Source organism: Myceligenerans pegani (assembly GCF_014892515.1).
GTDB lineage: Bacteria > Actinomycetota > Actinomycetes > Actinomycetales > Cellulomonadaceae > Myceligenerans > Myceligenerans pegani.
In genome coordinates, this window is record NZ_JADBGR010000098.1 from 19,666 (window position 1) to 35,289 (window position 15,624).

At 69.2% G+C, this 15,624-nt stretch carries 12 protein-coding genes; 6 read left to right on the forward strand and 6 right to left on the reverse strand.

Translation table 11 applies throughout. From position 1 onward, the window contains the following. Positions 1 to 33 precede the first annotated feature (33 nt). The 3 genes from IIE03_RS16540 (at position 34) to IIE03_RS16550 (ending at position 3,601) form a co-directional block, all read left to right on the forward strand. Positions 34 to 1,563, forward strand: a complete 1,530-nt coding sequence (locus IIE03_RS16540; RefSeq protein WP_192863870.1) for a hypothetical protein — start codon at positions 34 to 36, stop codon at positions 1,561 to 1,563. Between the two features lie 55 nt (positions 1,564 to 1,618). Then, positions 1,619 to 3,109, forward strand: a complete 1,491-nt coding sequence (locus IIE03_RS16545; protein ID WP_192863871.1) for a hypothetical protein — start codon at positions 1,619 to 1,621, stop codon at positions 3,107 to 3,109. A 111-nt stretch (positions 3,110 to 3,220) separates the two neighbouring features. Continuing rightward, positions 3,221 to 3,601: a hypothetical protein gene (locus IIE03_RS16550; RefSeq protein ID WP_192863872.1), complete on the forward strand. Its 381-nt coding sequence runs from the start codon at positions 3,221 to 3,223 to the stop codon at positions 3,599 to 3,601. Positions 3,602 to 3,894: 293 nt separating this feature from the next. Here the strand turns inward: IIE03_RS16550 and IIE03_RS16555 are convergent, their stop codons facing one another. From IIE03_RS16555 to IIE03_RS16565, 3 genes are all read right to left on the reverse strand, one after another. Continuing rightward, the gene (locus IIE03_RS16555) at positions 3,895 to 5,163 is read right to left on the reverse strand and encodes an ATP-binding protein (RefSeq protein ID WP_192863873.1); all 1,269 of its coding nucleotides are present in this window, start codon (positions 5,161 to 5,163) and stop codon (positions 3,895 to 3,897) included. A 187-nt stretch (positions 5,164 to 5,350) separates the two neighbouring features. Beyond that, positions 5,351 to 6,478 (reverse strand): hypothetical protein, encoded by a 1,128-nt coding sequence (locus IIE03_RS16560; RefSeq protein WP_192863874.1) that lies wholly within the window; start codon positions 6,476 to 6,478, stop codon positions 5,351 to 5,353. A 14-nt stretch (positions 6,479 to 6,492) separates the two neighbouring features. Next, complete coding sequence (locus tag IIE03_RS16565) at positions 6,493 to 8,076, reverse strand: hypothetical protein (protein WP_192863875.1); 1,584 nt, start codon at positions 8,074 to 8,076, stop codon at positions 6,493 to 6,495. A gap of 347 nt (positions 8,077 to 8,423) precedes the next feature. Between IIE03_RS16565 and IIE03_RS16570 the strand changes: the two genes are divergently transcribed. The 3 genes from IIE03_RS16570 (at position 8,424) to ilvD (ending at position 11,518) form a co-directional block, all read left to right on the forward strand. Continuing rightward, positions 8,424 to 9,383, forward strand: a complete 960-nt coding sequence (locus IIE03_RS16570) for an alpha/beta hydrolase family protein (RefSeq protein ID WP_192863876.1) — start codon at positions 8,424 to 8,426, stop codon at positions 9,381 to 9,383. Positions 9,384 to 9,568: 185 nt separating this feature from the next. Continuing rightward, positions 9,569 to 9,727 (forward strand): zinc ribbon-containing protein, encoded by a 159-nt coding sequence (locus tag IIE03_RS16575; protein WP_192863877.1) that lies wholly within the window; start codon positions 9,569 to 9,571, stop codon positions 9,725 to 9,727. A gap of 84 nt (positions 9,728 to 9,811) precedes the next feature. Continuing rightward, complete coding sequence (gene ilvD / locus IIE03_RS16580; protein ID WP_192863878.1) at positions 9,812 to 11,518, forward strand: dihydroxy-acid dehydratase; 1,707 nt, start codon at positions 9,812 to 9,814, stop codon at positions 11,516 to 11,518. Between the two features lie 25 nt (positions 11,519 to 11,543). Here ilvD and malQ read toward each other — a convergent pair whose 3' ends face one another. The 3 genes from malQ to IIE03_RS16595 all read right to left on the reverse strand — a co-directional run bounded on the left by malQ (position 11,544) and on the right by IIE03_RS16595 (position 15,446). Next, positions 11,544 to 13,862, reverse strand: a complete 2,319-nt coding sequence (gene malQ / locus IIE03_RS16585) for a 4-alpha-glucanotransferase (RefSeq protein WP_318843028.1) — start codon at positions 13,860 to 13,862, stop codon at positions 11,544 to 11,546. Positions 13,863 to 14,013: 151 nt separating this feature from the next. Next, positions 14,014 to 15,045, reverse strand: a complete 1,032-nt coding sequence (locus IIE03_RS16590) for a mechanosensitive ion channel family protein (protein ID WP_192863879.1) — start codon at positions 15,043 to 15,045, stop codon at positions 14,014 to 14,016. 161 nt (positions 15,046 to 15,206) lie between these two features. Further along, positions 15,207 to 15,446 (reverse strand): glucose PTS transporter subunit EIIB, encoded by a 240-nt coding sequence (locus IIE03_RS16595; protein ID WP_192863880.1) that lies wholly within the window; start codon positions 15,444 to 15,446, stop codon positions 15,207 to 15,209. Positions 15,447 to 15,624: the final 178 nt, after the last annotated feature.

Genomic DNA, 15,624 nt, shown 5'->3' on the forward strand with positions numbered 1-15,624 from the left:
GAACTTCAGCCAACGACCCTGAGGAGCACAACGATGCCCAACGACATGAAACCCGAAGCACTACTGAACAAGGTGCTTGGAAAAGTGACCGATGTTCTGATCAACGGCGACGGTACCGTCCTGCCCAAGGCGACTGACCACTACCTCGCGTTCATGAGCCCGGGGATCCCGTTGCTCGACGACGACTTCAACTACGCGCTTGAGGGGTTCGGCGGGGTAAACCGCCACAACGTCGATACCGCGGACCTTCCGGGCTCGGTCGGCCCGAAGGACGCGACCGCGCCGAGTACAGAGGCCTCGGCTGCCGCGATGGCCAGCGACGCGCTTGCCAAGTACCAGCGAGCCGAGGCGTTCCAGGCGATGTGCGACCTGATCCCGGACACGACCGGAATCGTCGATTCCAATCGCATCAACGTCTGGAATCCCGAGTCGCGGGTCTCCAGCGTGTACGCCCTGGCCCTGCAGATGAGCCAGGTCTACGACATCCAGCCGGACGAGGAGACTAAAGCGAAGATCGAGCGCTGGCGGTCACTGCTCCAGACCGAAGAGCAGGACATCGTCGATCCGGAGACGACCACATTGGTACCGAGCAAACTCGTCAAGCGGTACCAGGAGAAGCAGTTCGAGTGGCTGAAGGCCGCAACCGAGTATCAGAATCTCCGCGTCGACGCGCTCACCGCGACAAACCAGGAGGCGGTCCACCGCTTTGCCACGACGGCGAGCATCATCGAGATGAAGGTGCGGGCAGCGGCGAACGACTGGGCTACCAACGGGTACCGTGACGAATACGATCGCATCGCCGCGGCGATTGCGTCGGTCGAGGGGCGCAGCTACGCCTTGCTGAAGCAGCGCTACGTGGAGGACTTCACCCGAGGCGTGCTGACCAACCCTTCCTCGGGCGCGAACTTCCTGTACACGTCGCCGGCGCCGGCCTCGTTCGCTCGCGGAGGATCCGGTTGGACCGAGTTCACCTTCGGCAGTGGCGACTATCAGAGCGCCAACAGCTTCTCGTCAAGCACTTCGTCGGGCGGTGGCGGATTCTCCATCTTCGGAATCGGTGTCTCCGGTAGCGGGTCGGTCACAAGGACCAAGTGGGAAGGAACCATCGACGCCTCGAACTTCACGCTGACGATGAAAATCGCCCGTGTCCCGATCTACCGGCCATGGTTCCATCTCGACTTCCTCAAGAGCCAATACTGGCGATTCGCTCAGAACGACACGGTCGTCAAGGACCAGTTGATCAGCGACGGCCAGTCACCGCCTCAAGGTCTCATGCCATCGATCACTACCGAGTGCGTGTTCGTACGGGACGTGCGTATCCACTTCGGTGAATCGCACAGCGACTACATGTCAAAGTTCGAGACCGTGCGAGGAGGAGGGGGCTTCTCTTTCGGCCCGTGGTGGGCCGGCGGCTCGCACGTTAACCAGTCGGACTCCCGGACCTTCGATTCCACCTGGAGCAACGAAGGTATCTCCATCAACGGACTGCAGTTGCTGGGTTTCGTTTGCCATACGCTTCCGCGATCTCCGGAGCCCAGCCCGGAGATCACCGACTGGATCTGATCATCCGCTGCACATCGACCATCGGCCACGCTTACAGCCTGAGCAGGGATCAGCCATGAACCAGACCCTTCACTGGGCCGCCGAGCCGGAGACGCTCGCCATCACGCAGAACGGAACCGCGCTCCTTGCGGCAGAGGTCAACACGCTCAACGCGATTGAGGTGCTCGAGGCCGTCACCGGCACCGGGGCCGCACCCCCGCCTTCGGCCGGACCCCCCACCTCGCGCGATCTGGCTGAGGTCGTCGCCGACGCCGACCGGAGCGGGGACGATCCGAGTCCGGCGTCGGCGGTCTCCCTGGCCCTGGCCGCGTGCATCGGCGAGTACACAGCCGCGGGCGACCGATCAGCGTTTCCGAGTTTCGCAACCACGACGTGGGTGGCGCCCACGCCCATGTCCTTCGAGCTGGTGTATCAGAGCAGCCTGGTCGCGGCGCACGCATCGGTCTGGAATCCGGGCCCGTCACCGACGTTGCTCTGGGACGTCTGGCGTGACGTGCTCGACGAAGCCGAGGCACGTGACCACGAGCCATCCGACGAGGAACTGACGCGGATCGAAGCAGCACGGGCGCTCCTGTACGTCGACGCAGACGCCGGATCCGTCACCGACATCTACCGCCGGTACGCCAAACTCCAGGGAGAACTCATCGTCGCAGCGAGTCGACACGCCCAACTCCAGCTGTCGGAGACGGTGTCCGAAACCGAATTGGATGCCTCGGAGGCGGCCGTCGCCAACGCCGCGAGCCGGCTCGCCATCGAAGGTCGCCAATCCGATGTCGAGGCGGCGATACAGACGATCGCAACGTACGGGAGTTCCCGTCCCACAAAGCTCTTCACGCGCGCCCGGGAGAACTTCGACCTCGTAACCATCTGGCGAACAGACGCCGCATCGGGTGCTCGCTACCCCGAGACGTCCTTCGTTCCCGCGTCGTTCGAGACCGCCGCATGGACACCGATCCAGCTCTCGCGGGCCGACATCATCAAGCGATCCTCCGTGGGTGACCGATACCCGGAGCTATCGGAAGCGAGGCTCGTCGACCACGGGGCGATTGACGCCGGCGAGCGACTTCTGGTCGACGGCCTGAAGGCCGAGCTGGCGTTCGTCGCCGTGCGCCGCGAGTCCTGGTTCAACCCCGATCTCCTGGGATTGCGTGCCTGGCGCCTCAAGGACCCAACGGCGCCGCTGGTCAGTGACGGCGCTGTACCAGCAGCGGGACGCCTCCCCGCCTTCGCCGTCGGGCTGGTCCTGATCCGGAACCTCGAACTCGCTCGTGTCGTCGAGAACCAGATGACCTTTGAGGAGGAGCGGCGGTTGCGACAAGAGCACTACGACCGCGAGTATCCAGCGGCCAAGGCACGCCACGAGCAGCTACGGCTGGTCGATCCCCGGAAGGCAGCACTGGAAGGGATCCGGGTCCCGCCGTTGCTGATACCGCGCTACCTCCCGGCCGACCCATATCGTCGACCCGAGGTGTGCATCGCCGCCTTCGTGTGCCAGTTGGTCCCCCGCTCACCCGACCCAGACCCCGTCCTGTTCGCGGATGAGTAGAGGGCGCATGCCCTGCGAGACCCCGGGACCGGTATCCGTGACGTGTCTCTCCGGCTGCTCGACACCGGCCTGAGGCTCGTCAAACCTCTGAGACCCGATCGGAGATCTCCCATGACTACCGAACCTTCAGCTCCCACAACCAAGTTCGACCCCGTCGAGCTCCCTTCGCGTTACGCCAAGGCGATCGTCGCGATCATCGCCGCCGCGCTCAGCGTGCTCGTCACAGCGCTGACCGACGACGTCGTGACCCTCGCGGAGGTACTCGGCATCGCCGTCGCGGTGGTGACCGCCGTATCCGTCTACCTCGTGCCGAACCTGCCGACCGGCATCGGTCACTACGCCAAGGCGATCGTGGCCGTCGCCGGTACCGCGCTCCAGGCCGCCGTTCCGCTCGCTGTCGAAGGCACTATCGACGTATCCGGCTGGCTGCTGATCCTGCTGGCCGCGCTCGGCGCCGTGTCCGTCGGGATCGTGCCCAACCGCAGCGAATAGCCTGCTCAGCTCTCCGAGAGCGAGGCACTCATGGCGCGACGACCGGTCCGCCCAATCACCTTTGCCTGAAAGGAGAACCGCGATGACCGCGGCCGCGTGCCGCCCAATCCCGCCCAACGACGCCGGCCCGTCCCGCTCCTCGTGAACCTGACCTGAACGTCCGACGGCGATCGTGAGGCATCACCGGTACCTCCGATGACCTCTTCGGCTGGGAGGACATGGCGTCGCGGCAGTGGATGGCACCTTCGGCCTCAGGCGCGCAGCACCCGAGGACTCCGCCCCGGATCGAGTCGTCAAGGGCCGAGGAGGGCAAGAGGGATGACCGCGACACCGTCAGCCCGGCGATACGCACTGCGACCCGTGGTCAGCACGATCTTGTCGACGAGGTCGTCACCGAGCCGATCGCCCAGCCAATGCAGATGACGCACGTCGCGATCGTCCGGGGTAGCAGCGAGTTTGACCTCGAACGCGATGGTGCGTCCGTCTGGGGCATGGACCACCAGATCGACCTCACGCTCACCTCGCGCCGTACGGATGTGGGCGACGTCGAGCTCGAGTGGCTGCGCATACACGCGTACGCACAACGTCGCCAAGGACTCGAAGAGCGTTCCGAGAAGCGGCCCGTCTCGCAATGACGCGAACTCCCGGCCCGCAGAGGTGTCGAGCAGGGTGTCAGCGGTGACTCGCAACAGCGACGCGGCAAGCGCGGGGTCTGCCAATTGATGCTTCGGCGTCCGTCCGAGCCCTGCGAGCCGATTACGGCTCAGTGTGAACGCGGGCACCTGGTCCAGGAGCCACAGGTGCGACAGGACGTCACGGTAGTCGTTGACGGTGGCGCGGGTGGGGCGCTGGTCGTCAGGGATCGCCGCCGCGATGGACTCGTACGTGGCCGTCGTCGAGCTGGCCGCCGCGTACGCTCGCACCCAGTGCGCGAGGGACGCCGGGCGCTTGGGTACGAATCCGAGTTCGGGCACGTCCTGCTCGAGTGCGCTTTCGACGTATCCGGCCAACAACCGTGGTCGAGAGCGTTCGGAGGCGAAACGTATTCCAGGAAATCCTGAACCCAGGATCTCGTCGACGTAGTCGCCGAGCCCGAGATCCGACGTCCCTGCGACCTGCTGCTCTCCGCGCCAGAGCGCCGCCAGACTTACCGACGGGAGCGCCGAGCCGCGCTCGACGAGGCTCATCGGACGCATCCGCAGTCGGACCAGCCGACCGGCACCGGAATGCACGCGAACGTCGCGCGGGTTCGCGCTGCCCGTGAGGATGAACCGGCCGGGCGACGGATCGGCGTCCACCTCTCGGCGCATCGCCTCCCAGATGTCGGGGTCGTACTGCCACTCGTCGATCAACACCGGCGGCTGCGCCGCCGCGAGAGCCTCGCGCCGTGCGGACTGCACGACAATTCGCTGATCCACATCCGCCAGGTCGAGAATGGTGCCGGCGTGCCGCTTGGCCGACTCGGTCTTTCCGATCGCCTTCGGTCCGACGACAGATACTGCGGGGACATCGGCGACCAGCTCAGCGAGTTCTTCGTCGATGACGCGTGCACGGTACTTCAAGGGCCATGGCTCTCGGTCGGGTGGTCGAGGACCGTTCGAGCCTATCCCGAAGCGGCGCGATACTCAACAGATCCGCAGTGTCATACTCTACTAATTTGCGAGTCGATACTATACAGATCGGCGACTCTACTACTCGCCACGCCTCGGCAGGGCCACCCCGTGAACCTTGCCTGACATCGACGGCGACCTAATGGGAGAGGACGGGTAGCGTGACTCCGGCCGCCGCGGCAAAGCCTCGCAGCGCCGCGATGATCCCGGCGATCGCCTCGGCTTCAGCTGCCACGACGGCTGCCGCAGCAGCCGCTTCGGCGAGCGCGATCATGATGGCGAGCAGTCCGGCGACGAGCCGTGCCCTGTTGAGGTACTCGATGTAGTCCCCCTTGAGACACAAGGTCCAGAAGATCAGTCCGCGCACGGGGCGACGTAGTTCGAGCACGGGCCTGATGCGCTCCCCGTGCGGCCCGATCAACGGGGTCAAGGTCAACGGGATCTCACGTGTAGGGGTGTACCGCCGGCCGGGCTTGTACGGGAGCCCCGCGGCCTCGTAGTCATCCAGGATGCTCAGCAGCTTGAGGCCGGCGTCGCGTGCGCCACTGATGCTCGCGGGCTTGATCTCGTACCACTCCGAGCTCCCCCCGGCGTGGCGCATGATGTCCGGGCGGCGTCTGCGGCCGAGCTCGGTGACCTTGGCGGGCGTCAGTCCGGGGTGCTCGGCCGCGAGGAATCGCGTGTACTTCGACGATCCCTTCTCGTCGTCGAAGAAGTCGGCCACGGGCGCAGGTCCCATCAGGGTCTTGAAGTCCTCGAACACGCGCGGCTCGACGATGGTCTCGCCGAACCATTGCGCGATGGCGTGTCCGAGCTCCATCGAGAGCCGGAAGCACAACCGATCCCTCAGCTCGAAGAGGTCCAGAAGCCTGTCGCCGATGCCGACGTCGGCGTGCAGGATCTCGGCGAAGCCAGCCTTGTAGGGGTCGAGTGCGAGGATTCCGGCCTTCTCCGGCGGCCTGGCGAGAGTCTCGTCCTCGAGGAAGGCGATCTCGGCGTCGAGCGCGTGCGATGTCCCGACGCCGACGACGGGATCGTTGGGCATCAGTCCGCGATCGGTCTTGTAGTCGACGATCGCCCGGGCGGTCTCACCGCCGACGGTGAGCCTGCCGTCAATGTCGGTGGTGGGCATCGAGTATCCGAGTGCGACCAGCGCGGTTTGTACCAGTGTCACCTGATCGGAGGTCTCGGGGGCGGAGATCCGCCTGTTCCCGCTGGCGACAGCCTGAAGATCCGCGCTGCTTCCGAGCAGCTGCGAGGTGAGCATGATGTCCCCTTTCACTACGCCGAGAGGTCGATCGCGGCCAGGTCGTCGCGCCAGGCCGTGACGAGATCGACCACGTTGGCGTAGTACTTCTGCTCGACGGCGGCGTCCAGGGTCGCGATCTGACCGACGATGTACTCGAGTTCGCTCGTGTACTCGAACCCGCCGGGCGAGACGATCTTCGCGCGCCAGGACGTGTTCGGGATGATGAGGTTCCGGTGCACCTCCTCCACGCCGACGGTCATGTCGGGACTGGTCGGCCGCAGGACCCCGATGGCGCCCTCTTCCCCGGTCAGCACGCGTGCTTCGAGGTCGCCGCCGTCGACGCTGACCGTCCAGGCGCGGGTGATGAGTGCGTCGAGCCGGTCCGGCAGCGCGACCGAGAGGATGTCGAGCTGTTCGATCAGCCCCTCGTAGGCGTCTTCGTCCCATCCGAGCTCGGGCACGATGGCGTCGAGTTCGAGCAGACCGGTTTGGTCCAGCGAGAACGCAAGGCTGTATGCGTCGGAGTCCTCAACCTGGAAGAGCTTGCCGAGGCCCGGTCCACCGAGAACGGGACGTGGTTCAGTGGGCCACCCGCCTGGCTCGTCGGGCATCGGGAATGGGATCGGTTGCTGAAGATCCGGATCGGGGCAGCTCCCGTCCTCGACCTTCTCAGGGATCCGCGTGTCGTCGACGACGATCTCCTCCTCGACCCAGCATCCGACGACGGCGTGCTCGCCCTTTTGGACCTTGTCGTGGTCGTTCGGGGGTTCGGGCGCGTTCGCGTTCTCGTCGTCGGACGAGCCGAAGACGGCGTCGAAAATGCCCGAGATGAACGTCACAGCGCCTTCGACCACCGCCGATCCGACCTTGATGGCACCCGCGATCGGGGCTTCGGCCACGAGCCCGATACCGATGGCGACGGATGCGACGGTCTCCACGAACTGGCCCACTTCGCTCTGGCGGAACTCGGCGAAGGTGGATCCAGCGTCGGCGTCGATGGTGCCGAGGACGCTCTGGACGCGGTCGAAGATACGGTGCCCCGGAGCCTTGATCGTGTGCACGACCTCGGTTCCCACACCGATGGGATCGTCGAACACGTGCTGGAGAGTCTCCAGGGACGGAAAGCCGAACTGGCCGGTGATGCCGTCGACGACCGGAATGAGGTCGGCTTCGCCCGACAGGACGCCCTCGAGCCCGCCGACGGCGTTCCAGACCATCTCGGCGCGCGCCAGCAGGCCGCCGTCGTGCGAGTGCAGCTCGGTCAGGATCGTGGACAACAGGATCGACTCGAGGCCGGCGATCGATCCATGCTCGTCGGCGAAGTCTAGGAGTGAACTGAGCATCTCGTGGCTGCCCTCCGGTCCCATGGCGAGGACCTGGCCGAGCGTGGTCGCCGTCGCGTTGGCGTGCAGGACGGAAGCCACGTCCGGAGGGAGGTCGAGACCGCCGGGGAGGCCGAAGTTCGGCACCCGCCCCGCGGCGATCTGCCCCATGTCCTGGATGTACTCCCACGCCCGCGTGGTCGGCACCTCGTAGTACCTGGCCTCCGCCAGGACAACCGCGCCCAACTCGGTTTCCGCAAACGGGATGGCGGTGAGTGTTTCGATCTGTGACATCGTCGTCTCCTTGGAGGAACGTCTGCTTTCGATGCCTCACGATCGCTGTCGGACGTTCAGGCCAGGTTCATGGACAAGGCAACGGCATGACTGATCGCGGGCCAGGAGGCATCGATCAGCTGGCCGCGGCGTTTCACTTCCGGTGCCGGCGACATCGTCTGCACCAGCCGGTCCGGCTGCGGTGTGTCCGATGCTCCGCCTCGATGACGTAAGTTCAGGCAGGTTCAGGTCAGGTTCAGGCGGCGAGTCCCGAGGCTCGCAGCGGCTGCAGCGGATAGGGAAGGCCCAGCCATCTGCTGTGCGAAGAAACGCGCGACACCTCTCCCCCGCCCGCCCAGGATGGCGTCATGACCCTCTACGACCCCTTCGCCGTCGGCCCGTACTCCGTCACGAGAAGCACAGACAGCATCGACCTGGACACCGGACTGGGCAGGCCGCACCCGGTCGAGACGTGGGCGCCCGCCGAAACGCCAACGCGCGGACCCGCCGGAACCGAGGCCCCGACGGTGCTGTTCTCACATCGCGGCGGCGCTCATCGAGGCTCGGCGTCGTTCCTGTGTGCGCACCTGGCGAGCCACGGGTACCGGGTACTCGCGACCGACCACGCCGAGACGGTCGACGAGACCCTCGGCGGCGCGCGACCCGGGGAGGACGCGGCCGGCCGGGCCGCACGCGCGGACCTGATCGCGCGGACGCGCGTGGTGGAACTACGCACGTTACTTGAGCGGGCGGTGGCCGACGGCGCCGAGCGGATCGGCGTCGTCGGCCACAGCATCGGGGGCTGGACCGCGCTGACCGTCGCGCAGGCCGATCCCCGGGTGGACGCTGTCGTGGCCATCGCGCCCGCGGGTGGCTCCGACCCGAGGCCCGGCGTCTACCAGGTGACGCTCGACCCGGTGCGCAGCGTGCCCACGCTGTACCTCACCGGGGCGGAGGACGTCTCGACGCGCCTGGCGGGGATCCGCGACATGGTCTCGCGCACGCCCGACCCCGTACGGCTCGTCGTGCTGGACGGCGCCGACCACTACCACTTCGCGGACGACGTCGGCGCGGAGCACGAGGCGATCCGGTCGGCAGCAGACACGGTCCCGCTCCTGAGCTGGGTCCGAGCGATGCGGCAACTCGACGAGCTCATCGATCCCGCCGTCGCACACGCCTTCGCGCAAGGCCTGACCCTCGCACACCTCGACGCGACGCTGCGTGACCGGCCGGCAGCGGCCGCCCTCCTGTCGGGCGACCTGACAGCGGCCCTGGCGGCCCGTGGCATCCCCGCGACCGAACCGGAGCGTGCACCCACACGTGGCTGACGGGTGGACAGCACCCCTTTTCTCGTTCGTCGTCCGCGTCCGGCTCCTCCTTCCAGCCTCGGGTCGGTGCCGCCGCCACGCAGCTGTCCGTGCCGCGCCGCCGCCGTGCGACCGCGGGCGGGCGGGTATCGAATGGACGAAGACCCCCATCGACGAAGACACCCATCCGCGAAGAGGACACGATCATGGCGGCACATGCCGGCGAGAAAGCGCGGAAGACCGGCGACTTCTTCTGCGCGAAGTGCGGCGAGAAGGTTCACGTGACCGCGGGAGACACGATCCCGGAGTGCCCGAACGGCCACGACGAGTTCGAGACGCGGCGCAACGAGCCCGGAAACGCCTGAGCGCCGGGTCGAGCCGCTCACCGGTTCCCTGCCTCGCCGCCGCGCACCTGGCCCGAGTCGCCCTGCCCGGGGCAGAATCCAGGGATGAGCAGCTCCGAGAACCCGGTCGACATCAAACCCCGCTCCCGCCAGGTGACCGATGGCCTGGAGGCCACCGCGTCCCGGGGGATGCTCCGCGCCGTCGGGCTCGGCGACGACGACTTCGCCAAGCCCCAGATCGGCGTCGCCAGTTCGTGGAACGAGATCACGCCGTGCAACCTCTCGCTCGACAGGCTGGGCAAGGCCGCCAAGGAGGGCGTGCACGCCGCGGGCGGCTACCCGCTGGAGTTCGGCACCATCTCCGTCTCCGACGGCATCTCCATGGGCCACGAGGGCATGCACTTCTCGCTCGTCTCCCGCGACGTCATCGCCGACTCGGTCGAGACGGTGATGCAGGCCGAGCGCCTGGACGGGTCGGTGCTGCTGGCCGGGTGCGACAAGTCGCTGCCCGGCATGCTGATGGCGGCCGCGCGCCTGGACCTGTCGAGCGTGTTCCTCTACGCCGGCTCGATCATGCCGGGCTGGGTCAAGCTCACCGACGGCACGGAGAAGCAGGTCACGATCATCGACGCGTTCGAGGCCGTCGGGGCGTGCGCGCGCGGGCTCATGAGCACCGAGGACGTCGGCCGGATCGAGCGCGCGATCTGCCCCGGCGAGGGCGCGTGCGGCGGCATGTACACCGCGAACACGATGGCGTCGGCGGCCGAGGCGCTCGGCATGTCGCTGCCCGGCTCGGCCGCTCCGCCGTCGGCCGACCGCCGCCGCGACACGTGGGCGCACCGGTCGGGCGAGGCGGTCGTGAACCTGCTGCGCCGGGGCATCACCGCGCGCGACATCCTCACCAAGGAGGCGTTCGAGAACGCGATCGCCGTCGTCATGGCGTTCGGCGGGTCCACGAACGCCGTGCTCCACCTGCTGGCCATCGCCTACGAGGCCGAGGTGGAACTCACCCTCGACGACTTCTCCCGCATCGCGGACCGCGTGCCGCACCTGGGCGATCTCAAGCCGTTCGGGCAGTACGTGATGAACGACGTCGACCGCATCGGCGGCGTCCCGGTGGTGATGAAGGCGCTGCTGGACGCCGGCCTGCTGCACGGGGACGCCCTGACGGTCACGGGCCGCACCATGGCCGAGAACCTCGCCGAGATCGCGCCGCCCGACCCGGACGGCAAGATCCTGCGTGCCATGGGCGAACCGATCCACCAGACCGGCGGCATCACCATCCTGCACGGGTCGCTCGCGCCGGAGGGGGCGGTGGTGAAGTCGGCCGGCTTCGACTCCGACGTGTTCGAGGGGACCGCGCGCGTCTTCGAGCGCGAGCGCGCCGCGCTGGACGCCCTGGAGGACGGGACGATCCAGGCCGGCGACGTCGTCGTCATCCGCTACGAGGGCCCCAAGGGCGGCCCCGGCATGCGCGAGATGCTCGCCATCACCGGCGCCATCAAGGGCGCGGGCCTCGGCAAGGACGTCCTGCTCGTGACGGACGGCCGGTTCTCCGGCGGCACCACCGGCCTGTGCGTGGGTCACATCGCACCCGAGGCCGTCGACGCCGGGCCCATCGCGTTCGTGCGCGACGGCGACCGCATCCGCCTCGACGTGGCCGCGAAGACCCTCGACCTGCTGGTGGACCCGGCCGACCTGGAGGCCCGCCGGGCGGGCTGGGCCCCGCTCCCCCACGGCTACACGCGCGGCGTGCTGGCCAAGTACACGAAACTCGTCGGCTCGGCCTCGCGAGGCGCGGTGCTCACATGACCCTGCCGACCGCGTCCGCGGGAACTCAGCCCTCCTCGTTGAGGACCGTCACCAGGGACCGCAGCCGCGCCGAGTCGAACAGGTCCTCCAGCATGACCAGGGCGCCCGAGCCGTCTGCCAGCGGGACGCGCCAGTTCGGGTAGCCGTCGCCGGCGCCGAGCTGCGCCTGGGTGCGCCGCTCCCCGACCGCGTCGGCGAGGTCCACGGCCACGAGCGCCGCCGGGGTGTCCCGCAGGTAGCGGTACAGGCCCTCGACGAGCTCCCGTTCCGACGGGTCGAACGTCGTCATGCCGCTCCGGGACAGCGACGTCATCAGCGCCTCGCGGCGTGCCCGCGCCCGGGAACGCAGCACCTGGGCGTCCTCGGTGAGGATGCCCAGCCGCTCGCCGAGGTCGATGTGCTCGCCGGCCAGGCAACTCGCCGTCGGCGGCAGGTCCGGCGGCGTCGGGGTGACGAAGCCGCCGGGGCGGAAGTCCTGCGGCGGGACGAGCTCGCCGGTGCCGGACTGGTCGGCGAGCAGGACGGATCCGAGCAGGATGCCGCGCCCGGCCAGGTAGTCGCGCTCGGCGTCGTCGAGGAGAGCGTCGTCGGCGATCAGCGGGACGCCGGCGCGGTGCGCCTCCAGGCACAGGATCCCGACGAGTGCCTCGTGGTCGTACGTCACGTAGGCGCCCGCGGTCGCCCGTGTGGCGCCGGGGATCCACCAGGATCGGAACAGATCCCCGATGTGCCCGACGCGCAGCGCGCCGCAGTGCCGCAACGCGGTGCGGAGCATGTCACGGAACGGCGCGTACCCCGCCTTCGCGAGCTCCTGCGGGTGCCAGGGCGGCAGGCCGCGGTTGCGGCCCTCGGCGCCGACGGCCGACGACGGCGGCACGCCCACCGACACCCCGCGCGCCAGCACCCCGGGCTGCACCCAGACGTCGGCTCCCTCCGGGTGCACGCCCGAGGCCAGCTCCTTGACGATCCCGACGCGCATCCCCGCCTCGAGCCCGATCCGGTGGGCGCGCCGCAACTGCTCGTCGGCGACCCACTGGAGCCAGCAGTAGAACTCGACCCGGTCCTTCAGGGATCCGCGCAGCGTCGCCACCGTGGACGACGACGGGTCCAGCAGGTCCGGCGGCCACTCCTGCTCGCCGAGGTGCTCCGCGATGGCGCACCAGGTGGCGAAGTCCACCAGGCCACGCCCCTGCCCCAGGACGAACTCGTCGAACGCGGTCTGCCGCGCGGCCGAGCGTGCCGCGGTGAAGACCACCTCGAGCGCCGACTTCTTGGCCTCCCAGACCGCCTCGCGATCGATCGGGGCGGCGTCGCTCGACAGGTCGCGCACCGGCTCGCCCGCCCACTCCACCAGGGAGCGGTCGGCCGAGGACAGGTAGGCGGTCTCCCGGATGTCCTCGACGCGGATGTACAGCGGCGACAGGAACCGGCGCGACGTCGGCAGGTACGGGCTGTCGGTGATGGGTGCCGTGGGCTCCGTGGCATGGAGGGGGCCGGGCGCGACGAAGTCCGCACCCGCGTTGTTCGCCGTGAGCCAGGCCAGGTCGGCGAGGTCGGCCAGGTCGCCGATGCCCCACGAGTCGCGCGAGCGCACCGAGTAGAGCTGGGTCAGGAAGCCCCACACCTGCGTGTCCGCGAGCGCCCGCGCCGTCGCCAGCCGGTCCGGCGTGACGACGAGGGTGGTCACCGCCGTGGTGCCGTCCGACTCGGCGTGCAGGGTGTGCCATCCCAGGGGCAGGTCGCCGGGGACGACGAAGGTCGCCCGGCCCACCTTCCGCGAGTCCACGGTGCGCGGCTCGACCAGGACGTCCGCCTGGTCCAGGTGGCGCGTGCCCGGGGCCGGCGTCGCGTCGTCAGGCCCCGGCGCACCCGCGGGAGGCGGCCCGGACGCGGGCGCGACGCGCCGGATCGTGCCCGTGGCCGGGCCGACGCGCCAGGGCGTGGCGCTCGCCGGCACCGCGGGTGCCGCGGGTTCGAGCTCCACCCAGCACGAGACGCTCGATCCGTCGGTCACGTGCACCGGGATCCGCGTCTCGGTGCCCTGGCGGACGACGACGGCGGACGGGAGCATCTCGCGCCACTCGTCGTCCCGCACCCGGGCGGTCGACTCGGCGATGGCCGACGGCGACGCGGCGGGCACGCCGAGCGCGCCGAGCACGGCCGCGAGCGTCGACGGGCTCACGCGGCGCGTGGTCCCGGCGGCATCGGTGAACACGGTCTGTACGCCGCAGAGCTCCGCCAGGTCGGCGAGATCCTCCGGCAGCTCGGGCAGCGCCGACCGACCGGCCGGCTCGGTGGCGCCGTCGACACCGGTCGCGGCGCGAGTCGTCTCGTCGTGGCTCACAGGCAAGATCCTGCCACCGAACGGGGTCGCTCGGGGGGAACCACCGGCGTGTGGCCCGATTCGGGGGACGCGCGGACCCGCTTCGTGCGGCGGGCCGCGAGCCCGGCGGGCGGCTCCGAGGGGCCCGCACCGCCGTCGGCCCGCGCTCGCGTCAGCTCTCGCTCGGCGGCATCTCCGACGCCTCGGCCGCCCGGTTCGCCGGGATGCTCTGCACGACGATGCCCTCGCGCAGCAGCTCCTCCTGGGCGGAGACGCGCAGTGCCCGCGCGATCAGCCACTGCTCGCCGGGGCGGACCTGCGCGTGCAGGGTGAACGTGAGGGTGAAGGCGTCCACGTTGTCGACGCCGCGCACCGACGGCGCCTCCAGCAGGGCCGACGACGTCTCCGGGTCCTCCTGCACGCGGTCGACGGCGCGGCCGAGCGCGGCGCGCACGGCTTCGACGTCGCTCCCCACGGGCACGAGGATGGGTGCCACCGCGCGGCTCCACTCCTGCGTGCTGTTGCCCGCCCGGAGGATCTCGCCGTTGCGGACGTACCAGAGGGTGCCGTCGAAGTTGCGCACCTGGGTCAGGCGCAGCCCCATCGCCTCGACGGTGCCGGTCACGCCGCCGCCCAGGTCGACGAAGTCGCCCACGCCGAACTGGTCCTCGATGAGGAGGAAGATCCCGCTGAGGAAGTCCTTGACGAGGCTCTGGGCCCCGAACCCGATCGCGACGCCGACGATCCCGGCGCCGGCGATCAGGCCGGTGAGGTCGATCTCCAGCACGCTCGCGATCGACAGCACGGCGAACACCCCGATGGCGATGTTGGCCGTCGAGTTCAGGACCGAACCGACCGTCCGGGCCCGCTGGGCACGACGGTCCGCCGTGGGGCCGTTGCCGGTCTGTGCGAGGACCTCGCCCAGAGCCTGCGGGCTGATCCGCACCTTACGTCGCCTCTTGTGGGCGGTGTCCACGGCGGCGGCGCTCGCTTCGGCCGCCGCGGCCCGGACGGCGCGCTCCTGGTCACGGGTCACCCCGGCGGCGATGCGCTCGGTCAGGTGCGTGATCAGGCGTCGTGTCAGGACGAGCGCGACGACGCTGACGACGAGGATGATGAGGATGTTCAGCGGCTTGTCCACGAACCAGTCCCAGAACCCTTCGGCACCGTCGAAGAAGGCCGCGGCAAGTTGCTCTTCGTTCACGGGTGCTCACGCTAGTGGCTGCACGGGCCCCGGAGCCAAGCCCGCACGGCGGTCCCGCACACCGCCGCGCGACCTTCACAGCGCGTCCGGGAACGGCTCACGCGACCGTGGCGGAGGTCACGCACCCGCCCGCGACCCGGCCACGTCCGCCGTCGTACATGTCAGGCGCGGGCTCGCAGACCGTCCAGCTCGGCGGCGAGGTCATCGGCCTCCGGGCCCACGATCACCTGGACGACGCGCCCGGACCGGACCACGCCGAACGCGCCGGAGTTCTTCAGGCCCGGCTCGTCCACCAGGGCCGGATCGCTCACCTCGACGCGCAAGCGGGTGATGCACGGCTCGAGCTCGACGACGTTCGTGTTGCCGCCGAGTGCCACCAGGATGTCGTTCGCCTTCGACATGAATCACGCTCCCAAAACCCGTGCGTCGTTGCCGGACTGCCTCCACCCTATCCGGAGTCGCGAGAGATCGGCACGAAGCACGGCGGTTTCGCCCGTCGCGATCCCCGCCGTCCCCGGTGCGTGCTGTCGGCGGACTCACACCGCCCTCCGGCTCCCGGGGCCGCCTCCGGGGCCCGCA

Bases quoted from the DNA above. Each gene is read 5' to 3' on its own strand.
- IIE03_RS16540 (WP_192863870.1), top strand. From the start codon at position 34: ATGCCCAACGACATGAAACCCGAAGCACTACTGAACAAGGTGCTTGGA.
- IIE03_RS16550 (WP_192863872.1), top strand. From the start codon at position 3,221: ATGACTACCGAACCTTCAGCTCCCACAACCAAGTTCGACCCCGTCGAG.
- IIE03_RS16560 (WP_192863874.1), bottom strand. From the start codon at position 6,478: ATGCTCACCTCGCAGCTGCTCGGAAGCAGCGCGGATCTTCAGGCTGTC.
- IIE03_RS16545 (WP_192863871.1), top strand. From the start codon at position 1,619: ATGAACCAGACCCTTCACTGGGCCGCCGAGCCGGAGACGCTCGCCATC.
- IIE03_RS16595 (WP_192863880.1), bottom strand. From the start codon at position 15,446: ATGTCGAAGGCGAACGACATCCTGGTGGCACTCGGCGGCAACACGAAC.
- IIE03_RS16575 (WP_192863877.1), top strand. From the start codon at position 9,569: ATGGCGGCACATGCCGGCGAGAAAGCGCGGAAGACCGGCGACTTCTTC.
- ilvD (WP_192863878.1), top strand. From the start codon at position 9,812: ATGAGCAGCTCCGAGAACCCGGTCGACATCAAACCCCGCTCCCGCCAG.
- IIE03_RS16570 (WP_192863876.1), top strand. From the start codon at position 8,424: ATGACCCTCTACGACCCCTTCGCCGTCGGCCCGTACTCCGTCACGAGA.
- IIE03_RS16565 (WP_192863875.1), bottom strand. From the start codon at position 8,076: ATGTCACAGATCGAAACACTCACCGCCATCCCGTTTGCGGAAACCGAG.